Here is a 20,084-nt window from a genome sequence, read left to right as displayed (position 1 = left end):
CTAACTCCACAAATTAGCATAATGCAATAAAGTCAAAATTGTAGCAAAGAAAAAGCCAAAAAATTCAAAAATTAAAGTATGTGAGAATGAAAATAGTTAAAAATATAGCCGAAATACAACATTTTTAAGATAAAATCTTGCATTTATCTTAAAAAATCTAAACATCGCACCAAAAAATGTAGAGTTTTGGAATTTTAATAGGTTAAAATTTTGCTTTTTTATTCTAGGAGGTTTTATAATGGCACTTATCACGCCCCGCACACTTAGTGGCTTTAAGGATAGATTACCCAAAGAGGCTCTTGCTAAAGCTCATTTGTTAAGTAAGGTTAGCAGTGTGTTTATGAACTTTGGATTTGTCCCCATTGAGACGCCGCATTTGGAATATGCTGAAGTGCTTGTAAAGCAGGGGAGTGAAGAGATTCAAAAAGAGTTGTATCGCTTTAAGGATCACGGGGATAGAGATGTAGCGTTGCGTTTTGATTTGACTGTGCCTTTAGCACGCTTTGTCTCGCAATATAAAAACGAAGTGGATTTGCCTTTTAAACGCTTTGCTATTGGGAATGTGTTTCGTGGAGAGAGAGCGCAAAGGGGGCGATATAGGGAATTTACACAATGTGATTTTGACTTTATTGGGAGTGATAGTATCTCTTGTGATGCGGAGATTCTGCAAGTGATATACGCTTCGCTTGTGGGGCTTGGCATAGATGAATTTACTATTTGGCTTAATCATCGTAAAATCTTAAATGGAATCTGCGAGTATTGCGGCATTGTAGGGGAGCGGAATGTCAATGCGACTTTGCGGATTATTGATAAGTTAGATAAGATTGGAAAAGAGGCTGTAAGTGCGGAACTACAAAAAGAGCTTAGTCTTTCTAGCACTCAAGCTGATAATCTGCTAGAATATACTTCAATCAAGCAGCAGGGCGATAGTGAGAGCTTTTTCAAACAAATATCATTTATGGAAGAGTGGAATGAAAATACAAGGGAAGGCATAAAGGATTTAAAAGCCTTGTATGCGGTGCTAGAGCCTTTACAAATGGATAGGGATACTTATCGTGTGAATTTTTCAATCGCTAGAGGGCTAGGCTATTACACAGGAATCGTGTATGAAACAACGCTGAATGCCCTAAAAAGCATAGGGAGCGTGTGTTCAGGTGGGCGGTATGATAATCTCACACGCACTTTCTCTAAGGACAAAATGAGCGGCGTGGGGGCGAGTATCGGCATCGATAGGCTTTTGGCAGCGTTAGAAGAGCTAAATCTACTTGATAAAAAGGCAACTTCAGCTCGTGCGCTTATTGTTTGTATGGATTCTACATATTTTGGCTACGCACATTTTTTAGCAGAATCTTTCCGCCGCTCAAAAGTCCCCATTGAAGTCTATCCGGAAATAAGTAAGCTTAAAAAACAATTTGGCTATGCTAATGCTAAGGGACACGAGTTTGTCATCGTTATTGGTGAGAGCGAGTTTAATTCAAAAACGCTGACTTTGAAAAATATGACTTCAGGTATGCAAATGGATAAACTCAGCTTCCTTAAGGCTTTGACACTGATTCAAGAAGATGAGCCAGAAGAGCTAAAAATTTAAGCGATTACAGAATCCAAAAAGGAGATAAAATGATAGAAGTTACAGAATGGGATTTAAAAGCACTTTTTAGGAGTGAAGAACAGCTTGAGCGATTTATGAGCTCTCTTAAACGCAATGCTAGGCAGTTTGCTAAGGCTTATGAAGGTAAGTTAAGCGAGATAAAATCGCAGGATTTTTGTGCAGTGATTAGGGAGTATGAAGAGATTTTAGAGGGTATTGGACGGGTGATGACCTATGTGTTTTTGGGCTTTGCCAAGGATAGCACACAGGGCGATGTGTATGCTAAATATGAAATGCAAACAACGCAGATTCACAATCTTGTGCTATTTTTTGAGCTAGAGTTTTGCAAACTCTCACAAAATCAACAAAAAGAATGTATTAAATCTAGCCCACAATATGCCTATTTTTTACAAAAACTCATTGAACAAGATGAGTTTAGCCTGTCGTTGAAAGAAGAAAAGGTGCTTTTAGTGACTTCACCTGTGGGTGTGGGGGCGTTTTCTCGGCTTTTTGATGAGCATTTATCGCATTTGAGTTTTAAAAATCCTGTGTCAAATCTTAAAGCAAATGATAAAAGTCCCTTGCAGAAAAAGATTAAAAAGTCAAAGGCGAGTTTAAAAACTACTATAAGTGAAGAGGAGATTTTAAGTCTATTACATCATTGCAAACGCAATGTCCGCAAGGAAGCTCAAAAGATTTTTACAAAAAAGTTAAAAAAATCTCGGCATTTATTGAGCTATATTCTTAATATGGTGCGTAAGGATTTAAGCATTATGCAGTCATTGCGTGGATACAAGCTCCCTGAATCTTTTCGACATCTAAGCAATGCTGCAACGCAAAAAAGTGTAGATAAGCTCGTAGATGTTGTAAGCTCACATTATGGTCTTGTTGGCGAGTATTACACGATAAAGGCAAAGCTACTTGGCATTAAGCAATTAAAAGATTATGACAGATATGCACCGCTAGAATCTAGCCAAAGTGAAGTTGGCTACAATGACGCATTAAAGCTTGTGCTAAAGGCATTTGGGGATTTCAGCAAGGAGTTTAAAGACATAGCTACAAAGGCATTAAAAAAAGGCTGGGTAGATTCCCACCCCACCCCAAATAAAAGAGGAGGGGCATTTAGCCACGGCAGTGTGCCAACCGCACACCCCTATGTGCTTTTAAACTACACAAATTCTCGCCGCGATGTCTTTACAATCGCTCACGAGTTTGGTCATATGATTCACCAAGAGTTATCAAAAACGCAAGGCTATCTCAATATGGATATGCCACTGACTACGGCAGAGACAGCTTCGGTCTTTGCTGAAATGCTACTTTTTGATACATTAAAAAAATCTTTAAGCAAAGATGAGCTTATCCCACTTTATGCAGGAAAGTTAGAAGATATTTTTTCAACGCTTTTTCGGCAGATTACGATGACACATTTTGAGCGGAGGATTCACGCTACAAGCGATGAACTGAAGCCTGAGGACTTTGATAGAATCTGGCGTGAAGAAAATGAAAGAATGTTTGGGGATAGTCTCATACTCACTAAAAATTATGAAAGTTGGTGGTGCTATATCCCCCATTTTGTGCATTCGCCCTTTTATTGCTATGCGTATAGCTATGGGCAGCTGCTTGTTTTGGCGTTATTTGGCTTGTATAAGGCACAAAAAACACCACGCAATAGGGAGAAGTTTATCCAAAAATATACCGAGTTTCTTTCACTTGGCGGAAGTAAAAGTCCCAAAGAGCTTATTAGTGCGTTTGGATTCAATTTAGAAAGCGATAAATTTTGGCTTATTGGTATGAATGAAGTGCAAAAAATGCTTATGGAATTTAAGGAGCTAGTCAATGCACAAGATACTTTTTCAGCCACAATTTAAGGCGGTGATGACCGCACATATGCGGGATATTTTGCAGTTTTTGCTTAATAATGGCGTGAATTTTAATATCCTATGCGATATGAAAAAGGCAAGTTTCTCTCCCCAGCTGCCAGAGCATATCACAAGCACTTTTAATGATATTACACTTTTTGTCTTAGCGGGATATACTTTTGAGAGTATAGAGCTACACGATAGCGGTATGAGCTTTGAAGCGGGATTTGGCAGTGAGAATATTGGAAGCTTTGTGAATATTAAGTATGAAGGGATTGTGCAGATTTTACTTCACGATAATGAATTGTTGCGTGAGATTCTACTTTTTACAAATGTAAGCCACCCTTGTTTTTATAACCTTTCAAAACAGGAGCTTGAAGAGATTGAATCGATCCAAAAAGAGGGGTTGGAGCAGTCTAATCTCGCCTTTGCTTTAAGTCCAGAAAATGGTAGATTTTTTAAAAAATAATTAACCTTTTAAGGGATAGTGTAAATGAAATGTGTTACAATCAGGGCATTTGAGACAAGATTCTAAATAAGATAAGGAGTTTTGATGAATAAGGTGCAACTTGAAGTTTTTGCGTTTGAAGCAGGTGTGGATTATCTGCCTTATTATAAAAAGCTATGTTTGCAGATAAAAGATAATCAAACTTTGCGAGACTTACTCGTATTTTTACAGCAGGAAATTAGCGGATATGCTTGTGATATAGAGCATTTGGCACTAAGGATTAATGGTATTGCTATTTTTGAGAATCTAAACTTGATTGATGTAGTCCAGCGATTTGGTGATGAATGGCAGATTGAACCTATTAGCGTGTATTATGCGTATAAAGATTTGCTTGTGGATAAAAAAGCGTTGAGAAAAAAATATGATGCGTTTTTTGCGTGGGCGGACTTTTTGAATGCGGAGGAAAGAGAAGAGCTAGATAAATATCTATTGCTTAATCTCATTACACCAATGAGTAATGATGAGTATTTGGGCGATGGATTCTTCTTGTATTTTAAGTGGCTACTTTCCCGCCATCCAGAAAAGCTAAATGAGCTTTTGGAGTGGATTGTCCAACCTCAAAGTGGGATTTTAAACTTTGTGAGTTTAGCAGATATGGCGTATCCACGCGGAAATACGCTTGATGAAGAGATGTGGGAGCTTATAAGCCTTGTGCTTTCTACAAAACATAAGCAATTTGCTCATTTGCATACACTAAAGGAGATCTAGGCAATGAAATATATTATATATGATAGATATGAAAATGCAAAGGCGTTGCTAAGTAGCACAAACGAATTGTTTGCAAGACTAGGACTTGGAGTGCTAAAACCAAAAGAATCCTTGCTTGATTGTGGCGGATATTTTGCTAGATTCACACACAAAGACATTTTAGTGCATAATGTCGCCTATAATCTTGCCTTAGCAAACTCGCTTAATGCTACACTTGTGTTTGCCGAGGAAGATGCCTATGCTAATGCGTTGTATGCTAAGACACTTATAGAATCAGATTCTACACTTATGCGTGATATTGAAACAAATTTTTTACATCAATTTAAATTGCTCTATGATAGCAAGGTGCAGATGAGCTATTTGCCCGATTTGCTTAATACTTTGGAGTTTGACAATCTTATTCAAAAGAGATTTTCACCCTTTAGCTCTATTATCGTGCGTGGGGCGTATCAAGGACATTTACCAAAAAGCACGAATCACAGAATCTATGAAAAAATTGATTTAAAAATGCTTGAAAATCCACTTGCATTGCAGTATTACACTCATCTTTTAGAAGTTAATCCACAAAGTGCGTTGTATAACGGAGCAAAGCTATTTTTTGATTTGGCAGATTTGGGTGTGGATTTTATCCTTTCTTATTCATTGGGGCAATTTGATTTGCTAGATTCTAAACGCACGGAGCTTTGCAAAGCGTATAATCGCGATAATATCACGCTGCCGATTGTGTTTTTGCCTCAAATTTTGCTCCTTGCTTGTGGAGAGAGCGATCATAAAAAACTTGGCTTTAACCATCATCAGCAAAAAGTGGAGATGTTTTAATGCAGGCTTTTTGGAAACTTCTTCTTGCCGCGGTTGTTGGAGCGACTTGGTATCACTTTGGCGGAGAAGATGCGGCAATGGCGTTGGTGTTTTTTTTCATCATCGTGGGAGTGCTATTTATGAAGCCTATCCGCTATCAGGACCCAAAAAGGCGTGAGGAATATATGCAGAGAATCCGCGATAGTAGGGAAAAGAAAATCGCTCTTGAGAATGAGCGGATTGAAGAGCTTAAGCGGTTGAGAAAAGCCGAGCGAGAGCAGGAAGAAAAGCTTAAAAAGGATTTTGAAAAGCGTATTAACAAACGCTAAAGTAAAATTTGCTACAATATTTGCCAAACTCACACAAAGGATAATACACTATGGAGATCGTGCTTTTACTCATTGCAGGAGTTGTGATATATTTTCTTTATAACACTTTGCAGGATTATCTCAAAAACCCATTACACCAAAATCCACAAAATACATCATTTGGCTTTGGTAATGCGGATAATACACCGATAAATTTTGATAATCCTTATCAGGTGGAGGATACTTGGGAGAGTAAAATCAAATCAAACGAGTTTTCAATCCTTGCGGCGATTATCGCACGAGTGGTGTGGAGTGATGATAAAATCTGTCCTTTGGAGAAACAGCTTTTAGATGAGATACTAAGCGATATGGCAGCTGAATCTAAGAATCCTAAGCTTAGCAAGGAAGAGCTAGAAGAGATTGTTGAAAAAGAAAAAACACCAAGTGTTGAGCTTGATGAATTGTGTGAAAACTATGTGGCTTTGACAAAGGGCGAGTATAAGAAGCGGTTGAAGGTGGTGGAGTTTTTATTCGCTCTTGCGTATGCTGATGGGAAGCTTGAAGATTCTGAACAGGAGCAGATTATTGATATTGCAGCGTATTTTGAGATAGTTAATGATGATTTTAATAGCATATACAACGCATTTGAAAAAGAGTATGCCGATGAGATTGAAATGGATACACAACAGGCTAGGGCTATTTTTGAGATCACAGATACAAACAAGCTAGATAAAGCGAGTTTAAATGAAAAGTATCACGCACTTATCAAGCAAACAAAGCAAAATATTTTTGATAACAAAAATATTAATAAAAGCTTTCAAGACACTTCTTTGACGCGTCTTAAGGAGATTGATAAGGCTTATTTGATTTTGCTAGATTTAGCAGAATCTCAAGGGCAAGATGTCGGCAAACAGGAAGAGGGAAATGAGAGCGAGGGGCAAGATATAAAGCAGGATCAATCACGCAAGGGTTGGGATTTTTAGGAATGTTATTTGCTTAGGTTCTATTTATATTAGATTTGATTATGTAGCGGGAGATTACAGGTGGATATTACAAAAGCTAGTCACGGTGGTGTGCAAGGACTACTAGCTAATATTTATAATGTTGCTAATCAACCTCAAGATGCTAACAAAACACGAGAGAGTGAGCAGGATATTAATGGTGTTGATAGTCTCCATAATAGAGATAAGGCTACGCATTCCCTGCAATATATAGATATTACCAAAAGAATTGAGGATAAATTTTCCCCATCACAAGAGCTAAAAAAGGCTAAAGAAATCGGCGGTGAGCTAGAAAGTGGATTCAAAGATAAGACTTCTTTTGAGAATCTTGCAAAGACACTTAAACAAGAGGGTTTGATCAATAGTAATGAAAAAGTGGCAATGGATTATCTTAAAAACAATTCTTCAAAACTAAGCTTTGATGAATTTGAAAAAATCGCCGCAAATGACAATCACAGCAAAGAGATGAAAGGGCTTATAGATTCTGTTGTGAATAAGATGAGATTTGTTGATAGTGTTAATGGTGGGATTTTTTAAGTTTTAGAATTTTAACGGATTTAGGCTTTTTATTTTTTAAATAGTGCGATAAGCGTTGTTTGGAAATCTTCTTTATATTTAAACCAAAAAATCACAAAGTTACTTCAGTATAAGTAGTGCAGGGTGGGATTATTTAGAGTATTTGTGTTTTGTATGGAATTAATTTGTAAGGATAAGTCTCTCTAATGAGTGTTAGCAAATCTAAAATCTTTAGAGCAATGCCATAGTCAAAAAGAAGTAAGTTTGGCTCCCCATAAGGAGAAGCCATTTCAAAATGCCTAGAGAGTTTTATCCCTCTACCCACTCTTGGAGTTTTTTGTAGAGCTGAACACCTATGCGTTTAGTAGTAAAGCTAAGAGAATCATCAATATTGTTGCCTTGATGTGTGTTACTCACACTTGTTGTAAATACAGCATTTTTGCGACAATCATAAATAGTCATAACCGCATCAGCTTTAATCGTATTTCCATTAATAAGATTCATCTTAAGCTTGACTTGAATCACACTTTCCGCTTCTAAGTCAAAGTTGTAGAATTCTCCCAACTCCTTTTCAAGCTCTGCTGCCACAATATCCCCAGCTGCACCCTGAATCTGAAGTCTTGTAGTAGGCAAGGGTGAGTTTTTTGAAAGCGTATCTTCAAGTGCTGAAAGATCCCTTGTATTCACACCAAGCGAGTGCAAAAGCATTCCATAAAGACTAAGTTTATCTAATGCATACGCTAGACGCATTTTGTCTTTGATTGAAATGCTACTGCATTGCGACATTCTATTAAAGTTTAAAGCACCATACTCTTTGTTAAATGAGTTTTGAAACTGCTTAATGAGTGAAGCTTTTGGAATCTGAGCTTGGACAAAATATTGATTGTCCTTAAACTCATCTTTGACATAGCTCACATCACTTAGCTCAATCCCAGCCGTATCAAGCTTGACTTCATTACTCGCACTATGTGTGATATGGGAATCTTGCCTTTGTGTGTGTGATTTAAACTGCGAACTCACCTGCACACTTAGCTGATTGCTTATATCACTTAATGCTCTTGCTTTGGCGACATCAAGCGTTTTGGCACTACCAAAGCCAATCATAAAAGCTTCACTTTGTGCGTTTTTACCAAACCAAGTAGGTTGTTTAGGCGAATCGCCACCGCAACCAGCCAACCAAAAAACAGCCCCTATCGCTAAGATACCTATTAACCGCATTCTCTACCAATCTTTATTCAGCACTAGAGCTTAAATCAAGGTTTTCCAGCATTTCTCGCTTCATATCATTGGGGATAAGCCTGTTTTGAGCAATTTGCTTTTTTACATTTGCTTCAAGTTTTGCTTTGTTACCTTCATCAAGCTTTGCAAGAACAAAAATGCGTGAGCCATCACCAGTTATCCAAGTGTCAGTTTGCTTTGTCCCACTAAGAATCGTATCTGTGCTTTGTTTTGTAATTTCCTCTGTGATAGACTGCATACTCGCATCGCCCATATCACTTTTAGTTTTGCTTTTAGCATTTAAAAGTGAGCCTTTAACACTTACTGAAACTTGTCGTGCGATTTCATCTCTAGCTAAAGCAAGGGCTTCATTGCGCGCAAAGCCTAAATCTCCACCTACAATTTCCGCATCTCCAATAGCACTCATATCGCCTTGTCCAGCATTAAGCACCCAATTTGGTGCACCTTTAAGATTGAGAGCCTTAAGTGCTTTTTTATCTATGCTTTTACCGCCAACCCCAAGTGAATCATCGCCACCACAGCCAATGAGTAATAATGCCGCTACAACACTTCCTGCTAACAATTTTGCCTTTGTATTCATTTTATCTCCTTTGTTTTTAGTTTTAGAATCTTACCAAGTTACCGATGAGTTTGAGCCAAGCTTGATGATATTGACTTCATCGTCCCAGACAACAGTTCCATCTTTAAGATTGGTCAGTGTAAGTAAGAAAAAGTAATCTGTGCGTTGCTTTGAGCCAACTTTTGTGTTCTTTTGCACGATTTTCCCAGAGAGTGAAAGCTCGGCAGATTTTAGATTGCCTTTTTCTATGGTTGTGCGTTGATCAAACTCATCATTATCACGCGCACTTCTTGCCATATCAATGCCTTTTTCAGTCTTTGCCCCTTGAGCCAGAGTAAGCACAAACTTACCACTATTTCTCATATCGCGTGTAATCTTACGACTAAGCTGGTCGGTATCAATCGTCTGCATAGTGTCATTAATTACACCAGAAATCATAACGACTCTTTTCTTCCCACCTTGTGAGATTTCACGCACTTGAGCACTGCTTAGAAGCGATTGCACACTATCACTTGCTGCTTTTTCAATATCGTGATAGTCTAAGCCCATACTCGCATACGCCTTAGAATTTGACGCATCTACATATTCAGGTCCGCCACCGCACCCAGCTATGAGAAGTGTGCTTAAAGCCACTCCACACGCTACTAACTTCTTATTCATTGATTCCTCCTTTTAGAATTTGATAAGTTGGATTTTTACCTTTTGAACGCAGATAAAGAATGTTATCATTTTTATCGCACAAAACAATAACATTGCTTACTTTTTTCTCGCTTTCTGTATCTTTTTTGCAAGAAAAACTTACTTCATACAATGTGTTGCCATCGGCTTGAAGTGCAAAATCTAACGCATTATTTGGCACTTGCAGAGCTAAAACTCGCTTTGGCAGAGCTGTTGTGATACGCACATCAGCATTGTTTGTAGCTGCAGAATAAGCCGCTCCAACAAGCGATCCTACAATCGCTCCAGTCGCACCAAACTGATCGCCACCCACATTATTTAAAGTCGCTTGAGTTGTTGCCTTTAAGATGGCAGAGCTTATAGCACGAGTAAGGATAAAAGGGAGTTTTTCACTAAACTCATTTGCAATAATACCATCGGTATCACTTACTTCAAAAGCCTTGTATTCTCTCTTGTTCTTATGACTCACTGCTTGGTATAAACTTGCACTTGGGATACCCTCTTTCAGTTGTGGGATTGACACGCCCACGTGCAAGACACTTTCACTTACAAGATATGCAGGTAAGTCAATGGACAGCTCTTCAAGTGAAGCACTTTTGCCATCTTCTATGATAAACCAAGTGTATTTTGTTTTATCACCCCTTTTGCGTTTATTCATCACTTCTAAATCCTGATTGATTACATAAGCGTGTGTGATTCCATAGGCTTCTTTGTATAAATCAGTCGCTTTTGAGTAGTCAGCCTCACTCATAAAAAACAACGCAGACACATAACTCACAGCAGGATTAATAAAGCCTTCATAGATATTAAAGTTTTTAAGGTTGCTATATTGAGATTCTAAAATAGAAGCTGTGCTTTCCTTGGTATGTCTAGCATTAATATTTTTAAGATCCTCATTTGAAGCATTTTCCTTCTTGCTTTCTTCCATTGCTTTATTAATATCTTTTCTAAAATACTCCTTTGCCCTGCGTTGCCTGTCATTTGCTCTATTAAACTCTACACGAGCCAAAGCGTAATCTCCTAGCTCCATAGCATTTAACGCTTTGTAGTAGTTAAATAAAACGCCCTCATAGATATTGCCACGATAGGTTTTGACATTTTCATTCACAAGCACAGCACCCACATTGCCAAATAAGCCACCCATCAAGCCTTCAGATTCATATTTGCTAAACAATCCCTCTCCTTGTTCTAGCAAAGTTGCAACATCTTCTTGTGATGAGCCAAAGCCACTGACACCCGCTTGCAGATTCCATAAGACATCTCCAGAATCTCCTGCTTGTGATTTTGCGTATTCATAAGCCTTTGTATCCTCTCCACCATAATAGTGTTCGTTGAAAGTTTGCAAAGCCCCTTGATGAGAACACGCAGTCATTAAAATCAGCCATAATGGCACTAAAACTGAATAGACATACCTCATTACACTCCTTTTATAGTAAAATTTTGAGAGGATGCATATTGTATTTCTTTTTTTTAAACTTCACTTAAAATTCACATTTTTTCAATAGTATGCCAAGCTTTATTTTTTTATTAAGGATTCTAGTGGATAAAACAACGCTTTTTAAGGTTTTTTATAAAATCTTGCTTGTTTGTATTTTTGCAGGGTGTAGCACCAAGATTCCAAGCCTTGAAGAGACTGCTACGCAAACGCATATCCCACAGCAATTTCGCAACGCCCCTTCACTCATTAAAGATTCACAAGATTCCAAAACGCAACAGAATCTACAATCTCCCCAAAATCACACAGATGATGAGCCTTTTAGCCTAAGACAATTTATAGCCCTTATTGATGACAAGACACTTCATTCCCTGCTTTATATAGCACTAGAAAACAACACCAATGTGCTGACAATGGCATCTCGTATCAAACAAGCCAAATCGCAAGTGAAAATCAACACCGCAAGTATGCTGCCTACAATTAATGGATCTATCAACTCAAGCTATATTGATAGACGCACCCTTTCGCAAAGCACGATGATTCGCCCGGGAGCAAACTCTGTAAATGCGAGTGTGGGTATGAGCTGGGAGATTGACTTATTTGGTAAGCTTAATGCCCTGCGACAATCAAGTAAAAAAGACTATGCTACCGCTCAAAGTAACCTTGCCTACGCACAAATCTCACTCATTGCTGAAGTGGCAAGTCTCTACTTCACATTGCGTGAAAATGCCAATGCCTTGCTTTTAGCCAAAAACACACTTGAAAATCTTCAACATATAGAATCTATTAATGCAGAAAAACTGCAAGTTGGGCTTATTGACATTGCGACACATCAAAGCTTTGTAGCAAATACCACGACACAAAAAAACAATTATGAGAGCTTACTTTACACCTTTGAACAAAATAAAAACGCCCTGCTTGTGCTATTAAACATCGAATCTGGTGAACTACATAAACATATAGATTTTATGGAATCTACTTATAGCTTTCCGCAAATTACGACTTTTTACATAGATAAAATGCCAAGTGAGATTCTGCTATCCCGCCCCGATATTGAATCTAGCCTATACGCCCTACATTCTCAACTTTACAAGCAAACTAATGCAAAAGCTGCAAGGTTGCCTAGCATTTCTCTAAGTGGTTCTGTGGGCGAGATTCTATATAGTAGTGCAGGGGCAGGCTCGCTTGTGTTTCAAATCGCAAATTCCATTACCGCCCCGCTTCTTAATCGCACATCTTTAAAGCAAAACTACCTTATTCAAAAGGAGCTAAGTAAAGAGGCGTATTACACCTTGCAAAATAATATTAACACCGCTTTGGGCGAAATTGAAAATGCCTTATTTGATATAGAATCTAAAAAACGACAAACTCAAAATACGCAAAATGCCTATGAAGTAGCAATAAAAGCCTATGAAAGCAATAGGGCTAAAAATACGCGTGGATTGCTTGATACAAATGATTTTTTAACGCAGGAAAATACCTATCTTTCTTCGCAAACACAGCTTTTTACCGTAAAGACAAATGAGATTCTCTCACTTATCACGCTTTTTAAAGCATTAGGCGGGAATCTTGCACTAGATACTTCAGCTCAACTCAATACTCAAACCGACACTTTACCAAAAGGGGAAAAATAATGAATCTCTACCAAACATTAAAACCAAAAAAAATAAGAAAAAAGCTTACTCCATTAGCGTGGGGCATTATCATCGTTGTTTTAGTGGCTATCATTATAAGCTCTTGGCTTGTATGGTGGCTATTTGAAGAAAAAATTAGCTTTGAAACCACACACGCAACAAGGGGCAATATACATTCAAGCATTTCGGCTTCTGGCTCACTTTCCCCTGTGAATGAAGTGGAAATCGGCAGTGTTATATCCGGGCTTGTGCTTGAAGTGCTAGTAGAAGAAAATGATGAAGTCAAAAAGGGGCAGATTCTAGCGCGTATCAATCCTGATAGTATCAATCAGCAGATTGCTAAATACACCGCACAGCTTAATTCCGCCAAAGCCCAGCTCAAAGCAAGTGAGCAAACTTTAAAGGATAAAAAGTGGAATTATGATAGATTACAAGAGCTATATAATGCGACTAATGGAGCTTCACCTTCACTTTTAGAGCTACAAAATGCTAAGACAAACTATACAAGTGCAGGGGCTGATGTGGACATTAAACGCGCTTCCATTGTGGAGATTCAAACAAGCATTGAAAGTGCTAAAATTGATTTAAAAAATTCTATCATCATATCCCCCGTTGATGGTATTGTGCTTTCTCGCAATGTGGAAGTAGGGCAGAGTGTGGCGGCGAGTTTTCAAGCACCGACATTATTTAAGGTGGCTGAAAATTTAGAAGAAATGCAGCTGTATGCGAGTATTTCAGAAGCAGATATTGGCAAGGTTAAAGAGGGGCAGGAAGTTACTTTTAGTGTTGATGCTTATCCAGATAGAATCTTTCACGCAAAGGTTAATCGTGTGAATTTTGGTTCAGGTGATGGCAGCACAATAAGTTCAAGCTCTAGCAGTTCTAGTGCTTCTAGCTCTAATATTGTCATCTATCGTGCTAAAATTGAAGTAGATAACAAATCCTTGCTTTTACGCCCCGATATGAGTGCCACAGCTGATATTATCACCGCAAAGGCAGAAAATGTCCTGCTTGTGCCAAGCTCGGCTTTGTATTTTGACTTAAACAAATCCTTGCAAAAAGTGGGGGGTAAAAAAACTAGCTCATCTCTTGGGAATATGTTTGCCCCGCCACCTCGCCCCAAAGCACAGATTCATAGCAAACAAAAATCTCATACAAAAACGGGGACTCTGTGGATTCTAAACAATGGCAAGGCAGAATCTGTGAGCGTGGAGCTAGGCATTAGCAATGGGAATTTTACGCAGATTCTAAGTGGAATTGATGAAACAACGCCCATCATTACAAATATAAAGATGAAGTAAGGCAGAGATATGGAATCTCGTAATTTTATTGTCCTAAAAAATATTCATAAGACTTATGGCAAGGGAGAGAGTGCGTTTGAAGCATTAAAGGGCGTGAGTTTGCAGATAGATAAGGGGGAGTTTGTCGCCCTTATGGGTCCTAGTGGATCGGGTAAATCAAGCCTTGCCAATATTCTAGGCACACTTGATGTGGGGAGTAGTGGAGAATATCACTTTGGGGATATAGATGTGTTTAGCTTATCTCACAATGAACGCGCCTTGCTCCGCCGCAATTATATAGGCTTTATTTTTCAAGGATTTAATCTCCTGCCCCGCACAACGGCACTTGAAAATGTGGAGCTACCCTTGATGTATCGTGGGGTGAAAAAGGCAGTGCGTGAAGAGATAGCCTTGAAAGCGCTTGATAAAGTAGGGCTTAGAGAATGGGCAGAGCATACAAGTGCCAAGCTAAGTGGCGGACAGCAGCAAAGAGTGGCTATCGCTAGGGCGATCGCACAGGAACCACTTTTTTTACTTGCCGATGAACCAACGGGGAATCTTGATACCAAAAGAAGTGTGGAGATAATGGAGATTCTAAAGAGCTTAAATCAAAGTTTAGGCATTACGATTCTTATGGTAACGCACGAGCCGGATATGGCGAGATATGCCAAGAGAGAATTGCATTTTTTAGATGGTAAGTTGGTGGCTGATTCACAAAGCGATACTTTAAACGCTCAAAAGGCTGAATCTTTAAGGGCGGATTCTATAACTACTGATACTTTAGAGATGGATTCTAAGGGGGATTTATGATACTCAATGCCTTTATGTTAGCCTTTCGGCAGATAAGGCGGAATTTTCTACGCGCATTTTTGACAATGCTTGGCGTGATTATTGGCGTTGGGGCGGTTGTTGTGATGATTAGCATAGGCAATGGCACAACCAAAATGATAACAGATAGAATTTCTTCACTTGGAAGCAATCTTTTGCTTGTGTTTCCTGCAAGGGCTATGAATCCAAGTGGGGCAAATTTACGCCGTAATTTTAGTTTGCAAGAAGCCCAAAGGCTACAAGCCCTTACACAAGATTATATACAAGCTGTTGCACCCATCTCGCAAAGTTCAGTTGTGCTGCAATTTCAATCTCAAAATACCACTACACAGGCTCAAGGCGTAACGGAAGGCTTTTTTGAAGTAACGCAATGGGATAGTAGTGAGGGCAGGGGCTTTGAAGAAAATGAATATCGTGTGGGGAGTAATGTCTGCTTGATAGGCGAATCTGTGCGAAAAAATCTTTTTAATGAGAGTAATCCGCTCGGGCAGAAAATCCGCTTAAATAACATTGTATGTGAATGTATAGGCGTTTTAGAATCTAAAGGGCAGGGCGGTATGGGAAATGATCAAGATGATGTGATTTTACTGCCTATGAAGGCGTTTTTACGCTCTGTTTCAGGGAATAACTCACTCTTTTTTGTTAATCGCTTAATGCTTAGGGCAAAGGATAATGCCGATTCCACAGAAATACTTCCTGTTTTAACTCAGGCTTTGCGTGAAGTGAGAAATGTCCGCGTTGGTGAGAAAGATTCCTTTGAGATTATGGATACTAAGCAAATTGAGCAAACACTTACTTCCACGACAAAAAGGCTAACAGGGCTTTTGGGTATGATAGCGGGGGTGAGTTTGATTGTTGGGGGTATTGGCATTATGAATATTATGCTTGTTTCTGTAACCGAGCGGACAAAGGAGATTGGGACGCGTATGGCGATTGGGGCGTTGCAAAGTGAGGTGCTTATGCAGTTTTTGATTGAATCTATTACACTAAGCTCCTTTGGTGGTTTGATTGGGATTATATGGGCGTTTTTTGCTTCACTTGGATTAAGCTATTATATGGAGATTCCATTTATTTTTGATGTGCCAACAGCCATTGTTGCCTTTTTGTTTTCTGCTTTTATTGGAATCTTGTTTGGCTATCTCCCAGCTAGACGCGCTTCAAAGCTTAACCCCATTGACGCCCTGCGACACGAGTAATAAACAAAAAGGGCAAAAAAGTAGTAGAAAGGCGGTGCAAAAAAAAAAGGGGGGGGGGGGGACAATAAAAAGAAAAAAGGGAGATAGCCTTACTTCCCACACCCTAAATTCAAAAAATCTTGCTCTTTTAAATCGCTGATAGAATCTTTAGAAAATACTCTGCCTTTATGTGTGCGTATCAGCTCTGTGAGATAGGGCATATTGACATAGGGTTGTAATATCTCACTTTTTTGTGCCATATCTACAAGGATTCTCACATAAAACACATCTCCTCCGTGAAAGCCATCTAAAAATTCGCAATCATCATCTTTTAGCACTGCTGGATTATAATAATTAAAAAAAGTTATGTAATTTTTTTCTAGGCTTGTAAAAAGCTCATCAATATACGCATATTTCTCTTGCTTCTCCTGCATAGCTTTATATATGCTTGGAGCAAGAGGAGGGATAAAAATAACAACTTGTATGTTGTGTTTTTTCAAAATATTAAGTATGTCAAATAAATCCTGCATACGCTTTACATCTATGTGAGAAGCATAAGCAAATTGTGAATTACTATTTTCTATCCTCCACAATGTGTCAGCAAAATTAGCATCCTTTGTCTTTTCATCTTTGAAAATTTCTCCATATACATATGAGCCATCTTTGAAAAAGCCCCTGCCATTATACATAGCATTTAGTCCTAAAGAATCAAGATGGCTATAAGGATTTGCAATAAAATGATTATCTAAGAGATATTGAGATTGAAAGAATTGCTGGTTGTAAATATGTTTTGCTATATCAAGTATCTTTGTTGTGCTAATATTTGTCCCTGTTATATTAAAATACACTCCCTTCTCATAGTTTGGATATAAAGCATTAAACCACCAAATATCAAGCCCTAAGATGACTATTTCAGGTTTGTAAAACTTTAATACTTCTTCTAAAAACAACCTCCCTTCTTTGAGTGTATTCATCGCATTACCCGCACTCACAAAAGAATCTATAAAAAACTCCTCCCTAAATTGCAATACCCTAGAGCCACCAAGTGCTATAATCTTTGGCTTTATCTGCTTCACTAGCTCAAGCTTGTAGGCAAAGACATTTTCATTTAATGCTGTGCCATAAATGGAGTTCTGCTCCAGTTGTCTTTTCACAATGCTTTCAAAGCTATTATGTTCAAAGATTCTAGAGAGATAATAAAATATGCCTACAAGCAGTAGTCCAAATATAAGCAAAATCATAAAATAAGATAAAACAAACTTTTTATATTTCATCTTTGCTCCTTAAAAATTAAAATATAAAAATTGTTGTGCTTTATCAATGGAAAGAAAAGCTATAAGCGAAAAAAGAGCGGTTGTAAAAAGATTGAATCTTGTAGGCTTGAAATGTGCTGTTTGTTCCACACTATTTTTGAAACACAAACACACAATAAAAGCCCCTAGAATCCACAATGGCGTTATAAAGCTCCCCTCTATCTGCTCTAACCACCAATGGAATTGAATCCCATATTCACTTAAGAATCTAAGCCTAGATTCTAAAAAGCTAGGTAAGACTATGTCCCCACCAAACATTCCCTTTAACAGATTCACCGCCCCTTGCAGATTTTCAGCACGAAAAAATACAAAAGCCACAAGCACGAGTAGAAAAGTGAGTAGCCAACCTAGAATCTTTGGAAACTTAAATTGTAGAATCTTACTCCATTTTTTACTCCAATATTGATGGATCACAAGGGCTAAGCCGTGTAAAGCCCCAAATATCACAAAGCCCCAGCCAGATCCGTGCCAGATTCCAGCGATGAGAAAAGTCAAAAATGTAGCCACCATCATTTTGGCAAATGTAGGATTCTTAAAAGCTCTAATCATAGGCGTATAGATATAAGTGGTGATGAAATTTGTAAGGCTTATATGCCACCTACGCCAAAAATCAGAAATATTACACGCTTTAAATGGGGAGTTAAAGTTAATAGGCAGTTTGATATTAAACATAAGTCCCAAAGCCACAGCCATATCACTATATCCGCTAAAGTCAAAGTAGAGCTGAAAAGCATAGCATAAAATACTCGCCCAAGATTCAAAAAAATTAAGAATCTCGCCATTTTCTACCACACTAAATCCAGCATTCGCCCACCTTGCAAAACTATCAGCAATGACTACTTTTTTAAATAAGCCAATGGAAAAGAGAAATAGCCCAAGAGAGAGATTCTTATAGTTTAGAATCTTATTATTCGTATCGGCAAATTGGGGCATCATCTCTTTATGATGCAAAATAGGACCGGCAATAAGATGAGGGAAAAATGTAACAAAAAGTGCGTAATTGATAGGATTTCTCTCTTTCACCAAACCTTCATAGCAATCCACCAAAAACGCAATTTGCGTAATAGTAAAAAAGCTAATCCCCAAAGGCAACACAATATGAAGTAGCCCAATGTCACTGCCAAAAACCAGATTCACATTCTCTATAAAAAAGTCCATATATTTAAAAAAGCAAAGTAATGAGATATTAAAAATAATTGCGATGTAAAGCAATTTTTTATTACTCAAAAATTGCATACTGCCAAGCTTTGCTTTCTCTTGAGCTTTTAGCATAAAGCCAGAAATCGTATAATTAAAGCCAATGGAGAGTAGCAAAAGCGGCAGATACATAATATTCCAATATGAATAAAAGAATAAACTAGCAAATGTAAGCCACACAATAGAAGTCCTATAAAAGCCTTTGTGATTAAGCATAAAATACACACAAAACACCACAGGTAAAAAGGCAAAAATAAAGATATATGATGAAAATAGCATTAAAACACCTCTCCGCCAGATATGATGAGATTTTCGCCATTAATGTAGTTAGATTCTCTGCTTAGCAAAAAGAGCAGTGTAGGTAGGACATCATCTATTGTAGCGTTGCGTTTAAGCGGGTGATTATAGGCGTTTAGCTCTATTATTTTTTCATTTATATTTGATAGAAATTTTGTTTCAATCATTGATGGAGAGATGGCATTAAATTGAATATTTTTGCTTCTATACTCACTTGTGAGCGATTTAAGTAAGCCTAAAAGTGCATATTTTGCTGTTACATAATGACTTAGCGTCGCAGGTGGCACGCCCATAGTGCAGCTTGAAAGCATAAAGACTACCTTTTTATCCCGCTTATCTTTTTGCCTTACAAGCTGCGGTATAAAGGCTTGAAGAATGTGAAATATGGATTCCAAAGAGATACTTAAATGTGTTTTATAATCCTCCCAAGCAAGTTTGCCAAAATGTGTATTGCAGATTCTAGGGGAAGCTAAATGAACGATCTTGTTAGGTATAGCTATGGTTTGAATATGTGTTATCATCGCTTGTATTTGATGTATATCGCTCAAATCACATTGCAGTGGAATAATGTGCCTATCACTAAAACATTGTTGTTTGAAAACATTATTGCTATGATAAAGTGCAAAAATGGTAGCTTTAGAATCTAGCCTTTGAATAAGCGATACACCCAAATCAGAACTTGCTCCGGTAATAAGAATGGAATCTTTCAATATTGTCCCCTTGTGTAAAATCTCTAGTGTAAAACACCCGCTTTGATATGTCCTTTGGCAATTTTAAATGGTTTTACCCCTCCCCCCGTATTTTCAATAGCCACTTTAATAGTGATTTGCTTGTATGCTTCTTGCTTTTCTATCACTTTTCCTGTAATCTTTAGCATATCGCCGACATACACAGGCTTTAAGAATCCAATAGCCACTTCGTGCAGTAAGCAAAACTTACCGGGGAGATATACACCTGCAAAGGTTGATAGAAAGCTCGCACTTAGCATTCCATACACTACGCGATAATTGAAGCCATTTTGCTTTGCGTAAGTAGAATCTATATGCAAAGGATTTGTATCATTGGTAAGCTTTAAAAATGTATCCATTTTTTCTTCACTCACACTAAACTCAAAAGTTTCTGTATGCCCTATGCTAATCTCATCAAATGTGTAAGCATTCATT

The 20,084-nt window shown here is 38.1% G+C and carries 20 protein-coding genes; 12 read left to right on the top strand and 8 right to left on the bottom strand.

Going from position 1 to position 20,084, the window contains the following annotated elements; all coding sequences use genetic code 11:
• Positions 1-238 precede the first annotated feature (238 nt).
• The 8 genes from hisS to HCN_RS04945 all read left to right on the top strand — a co-directional run bounded on the left by hisS (position 239) and on the right by HCN_RS04945 (position 7,307).
• Positions 239-1,588, top strand: coding sequence for a histidine--tRNA ligase (gene hisS / locus HCN_RS04980; RefSeq protein WP_002956646.1), 1,350 nt, complete (start codon positions 239-241; stop codon positions 1,586-1,588).
• 29 nt (positions 1,589-1,617) lie between these two features.
• Entirely contained in the window at positions 1,618-3,456 is a 1,839-nt protein-coding gene (locus HCN_RS04975; RefSeq protein WP_014666745.1) for a M3 family oligoendopeptidase, read from the top strand.
• Positions 3,425-3,916, top strand: a complete 492-nt coding sequence (locus HCN_RS04970; RefSeq protein WP_014666744.1) for a hypothetical protein — start codon at positions 3,425-3,427, stop codon at positions 3,914-3,916. The genes HCN_RS04975 and HCN_RS04970 overlap by 32 nt, the downstream gene beginning before the upstream one ends.
• 84 nt (positions 3,917-4,000) lie before the next feature.
• Entirely contained in the window at positions 4,001-4,663 is a 663-nt protein-coding gene (locus HCN_RS04965) for a DUF5644 domain-containing protein (protein ID WP_014666743.1), read from the top strand.
• A 3-nt stretch (positions 4,664-4,666) separates the two neighbouring features.
• Positions 4,667-5,482, top strand: a complete 816-nt coding sequence (locus HCN_RS04960) for an HdrB C-terminal domain-containing protein (RefSeq protein ID WP_014666742.1) — start codon at positions 4,667-4,669, stop codon at positions 5,480-5,482.
• Positions 5,482-5,790 carry a hypothetical protein gene (locus HCN_RS04955; RefSeq protein ID WP_002956651.1) on the top strand — a complete coding sequence of 103 codons (309 nt, stop codon included), beginning with the start codon at positions 5,482-5,484 and terminating at the stop codon, positions 5,788-5,790. The genes HCN_RS04960 and HCN_RS04955 overlap by 1 nt, the downstream gene beginning before the upstream one ends.
• A gap of 50 nt (positions 5,791-5,840) precedes the next feature.
• Entirely contained in the window at positions 5,841-6,752 is a 912-nt protein-coding gene (locus HCN_RS04950; protein ID WP_014666741.1) for a TerB family tellurite resistance protein, read from the top strand.
• A gap of 60 nt (positions 6,753-6,812) precedes the next feature.
• Positions 6,813-7,307 carry a hypothetical protein gene (locus tag HCN_RS04945; RefSeq protein ID WP_014666740.1) on the top strand — a complete coding sequence of 165 codons (495 nt, stop codon included), beginning with the start codon at positions 6,813-6,815 and terminating at the stop codon, positions 7,305-7,307.
• A 288-nt stretch (positions 7,308-7,595) separates the two neighbouring features.
• Here the strand turns inward: HCN_RS04945 and HCN_RS04940 are convergent, their stop codons facing one another.
• The 4 genes from HCN_RS04940 to HCN_RS04925 are packed head-to-tail and all read right to left on the bottom strand — an operon-like array spanning position 7,596 to position 11,179.
• Positions 7,596-8,504: an LPP20 family lipoprotein gene (locus HCN_RS04940; protein ID WP_232086504.1), complete on the bottom strand. Its 909-nt coding sequence runs from the start codon at positions 8,502-8,504 to the stop codon at positions 7,596-7,598.
• A 13-nt stretch (positions 8,505-8,517) separates the two neighbouring features.
• Positions 8,518-9,105: an LPP20 family lipoprotein gene (locus HCN_RS04935; RefSeq protein WP_014666738.1), complete on the bottom strand. Its 588-nt coding sequence runs from the start codon at positions 9,103-9,105 to the stop codon at positions 8,518-8,520.
• A gap of 30 nt (positions 9,106-9,135) precedes the next feature.
• Positions 9,136-9,744 carry a penicillin-binding protein activator LpoB gene (gene lpoB / locus HCN_RS04930; RefSeq protein ID WP_014666737.1) on the bottom strand — a complete coding sequence of 203 codons (609 nt, stop codon included), beginning with the start codon at positions 9,742-9,744 and terminating at the stop codon, positions 9,136-9,138.
• Positions 9,737-11,179 carry a hypothetical protein gene (locus tag HCN_RS04925; protein ID WP_014666736.1) on the bottom strand — a complete coding sequence of 481 codons (1,443 nt, stop codon included), beginning with the start codon at positions 11,177-11,179 and terminating at the stop codon, positions 9,737-9,739. Before HCN_RS04925 ends, lpoB begins: the two co-directional genes overlap by 8 nt.
• Before the next feature lie 122 nt (positions 11,180-11,301).
• Between HCN_RS04925 and HCN_RS04920 the strand changes: the two genes are divergently transcribed.
• The 4 genes from HCN_RS04920 to HCN_RS04905 are packed head-to-tail and all read left to right on the top strand — an operon-like array spanning position 11,302 to position 16,135.
• A complete protein-coding gene (locus HCN_RS04920) occupies positions 11,302-12,831 on the top strand; it encodes a TolC family protein (protein ID WP_014667562.1) in 1,530 nt (509 codons plus the stop codon).
• A complete protein-coding gene (locus tag HCN_RS04915) occupies positions 12,831-14,132 on the top strand; it encodes an efflux RND transporter periplasmic adaptor subunit (RefSeq protein WP_014666735.1) in 1,302 nt (433 codons plus the stop codon). Before HCN_RS04920 ends, HCN_RS04915 begins: the two co-directional genes overlap by 1 nt.
• A 9-nt stretch (positions 14,133-14,141) precedes the next feature.
• Complete coding sequence (locus tag HCN_RS04910) at positions 14,142-14,921, top strand: ABC transporter ATP-binding protein (RefSeq protein ID WP_002956663.1); 780 nt, start codon at positions 14,142-14,144, stop codon at positions 14,919-14,921.
• Positions 14,918-16,135, top strand: coding sequence for an ABC transporter permease (locus HCN_RS04905; protein ID WP_014666734.1), 1,218 nt, complete (start codon positions 14,918-14,920; stop codon positions 16,133-16,135). The genes HCN_RS04910 and HCN_RS04905 overlap by 4 nt, the downstream gene beginning before the upstream one ends.
• Positions 16,136-16,224: 89 nt before the next feature.
• On the opposite strand, the gene HCN_RS04900 is transcribed toward HCN_RS04905, so the two are convergent.
• Genes HCN_RS04900 through HCN_RS04885 form a run of 4 tightly spaced genes read right to left on the bottom strand, consistent with a single transcriptional unit; the run spans position 16,225 to position 20,083 of the window.
• Entirely contained in the window at positions 16,225-17,388 is a 1,164-nt protein-coding gene (locus HCN_RS04900; RefSeq protein WP_014666562.1) for a hypothetical protein, read from the bottom strand.
• A 9-nt stretch (positions 17,389-17,397) separates the two neighbouring features.
• Positions 17,398-18,903, bottom strand: coding sequence for an MBOAT family O-acyltransferase (locus HCN_RS04895; protein WP_014666733.1), 1,506 nt, complete (start codon positions 18,901-18,903; stop codon positions 17,398-17,400).
• A complete protein-coding gene (locus HCN_RS04890; protein WP_014666732.1) occupies positions 18,903-19,631 on the bottom strand; it encodes an SDR family NAD(P)-dependent oxidoreductase in 729 nt (242 codons plus the stop codon). Before HCN_RS04890 ends, HCN_RS04895 begins: the two co-directional genes overlap by 1 nt.
• A 23-nt stretch (positions 19,632-19,654) precedes the next feature.
• Positions 19,655-20,083, bottom strand: coding sequence for a MaoC/PaaZ C-terminal domain-containing protein (locus HCN_RS04885; protein ID WP_014666731.1), 429 nt, complete (start codon positions 20,081-20,083; stop codon positions 19,655-19,657).
• Position 20,084 lies beyond the last annotated feature (1 nt).

Source organism: Helicobacter cinaedi PAGU611 (assembly GCF_000284635.1).
GTDB lineage: Bacteria > Campylobacterota > Campylobacteria > Campylobacterales > Helicobacteraceae > Helicobacter_C > Helicobacter_C cinaedi.
This window is presented reverse-complemented; position numbering and strand designations above follow the sequence as displayed.

Coding starts and splice junctions, on each gene's coding strand:
- HCN_RS04925 (WP_014666736.1), bottom strand. CDS start 11,179: ATGAGGTATGTCTATTCAGTTTTAGTGCCATTATGGCTGATTTTAATG.
- HCN_RS04915 (WP_014666735.1), top strand. CDS start 12,831: ATGAATCTCTACCAAACATTAAAACCAAAAAAAATAAGAAAAAAGCTT.
- lpoB (WP_014666737.1), bottom strand. CDS start 9,744: ATGAATAAGAAGTTAGTAGCGTGTGGAGTGGCTTTAAGCACACTTCTC.
- HCN_RS04885 (WP_014666731.1), bottom strand. CDS start 20,083: ATGAATGCTTACACATTTGATGAGATTAGCATAGGGCATACAGAAACT.
- HCN_RS04895 (WP_014666733.1), bottom strand. CDS start 18,903: ATGCTATTTTCATCATATATCTTTATTTTTGCCTTTTTACCTGTGGTG.
- hisS (WP_002956646.1), top strand. CDS start 239: ATGGCACTTATCACGCCCCGCACACTTAGTGGCTTTAAGGATAGATTA.
- HCN_RS04900 (WP_014666562.1), bottom strand. CDS start 17,388: ATGAAATATAAAAAGTTTGTTTTATCTTATTTTATGATTTTGCTTATA.
- HCN_RS04965 (WP_014666743.1), top strand. CDS start 4,001: ATGAATAAGGTGCAACTTGAAGTTTTTGCGTTTGAAGCAGGTGTGGAT.
- HCN_RS04910 (WP_002956663.1), top strand. CDS start 14,142: ATGGAATCTCGTAATTTTATTGTCCTAAAAAATATTCATAAGACTTAT.
- HCN_RS04940 (WP_232086504.1), bottom strand. CDS start 8,504: ATGCGGTTAATAGGTATCTTAGCGATAGGGGCTGTTTTTTGGTTGGCT.
- HCN_RS04955 (WP_002956651.1), top strand. CDS start 5,482: ATGCAGGCTTTTTGGAAACTTCTTCTTGCCGCGGTTGTTGGAGCGACT.
- HCN_RS04960 (WP_014666742.1), top strand. CDS start 4,667: ATGAAATATATTATATATGATAGATATGAAAATGCAAAGGCGTTGCTA.
- HCN_RS04970 (WP_014666744.1), top strand. CDS start 3,425: ATGCACAAGATACTTTTTCAGCCACAATTTAAGGCGGTGATGACCGCA.
- HCN_RS04935 (WP_014666738.1), bottom strand. CDS start 9,105: ATGAATACAAAGGCAAAATTGTTAGCAGGAAGTGTTGTAGCGGCATTA.
- HCN_RS04950 (WP_014666741.1), top strand. CDS start 5,841: ATGGAGATCGTGCTTTTACTCATTGCAGGAGTTGTGATATATTTTCTT.
- HCN_RS04905 (WP_014666734.1), top strand. CDS start 14,918: ATGATACTCAATGCCTTTATGTTAGCCTTTCGGCAGATAAGGCGGAAT.
- HCN_RS04975 (WP_014666745.1), top strand. CDS start 1,618: ATGATAGAAGTTACAGAATGGGATTTAAAAGCACTTTTTAGGAGTGAA.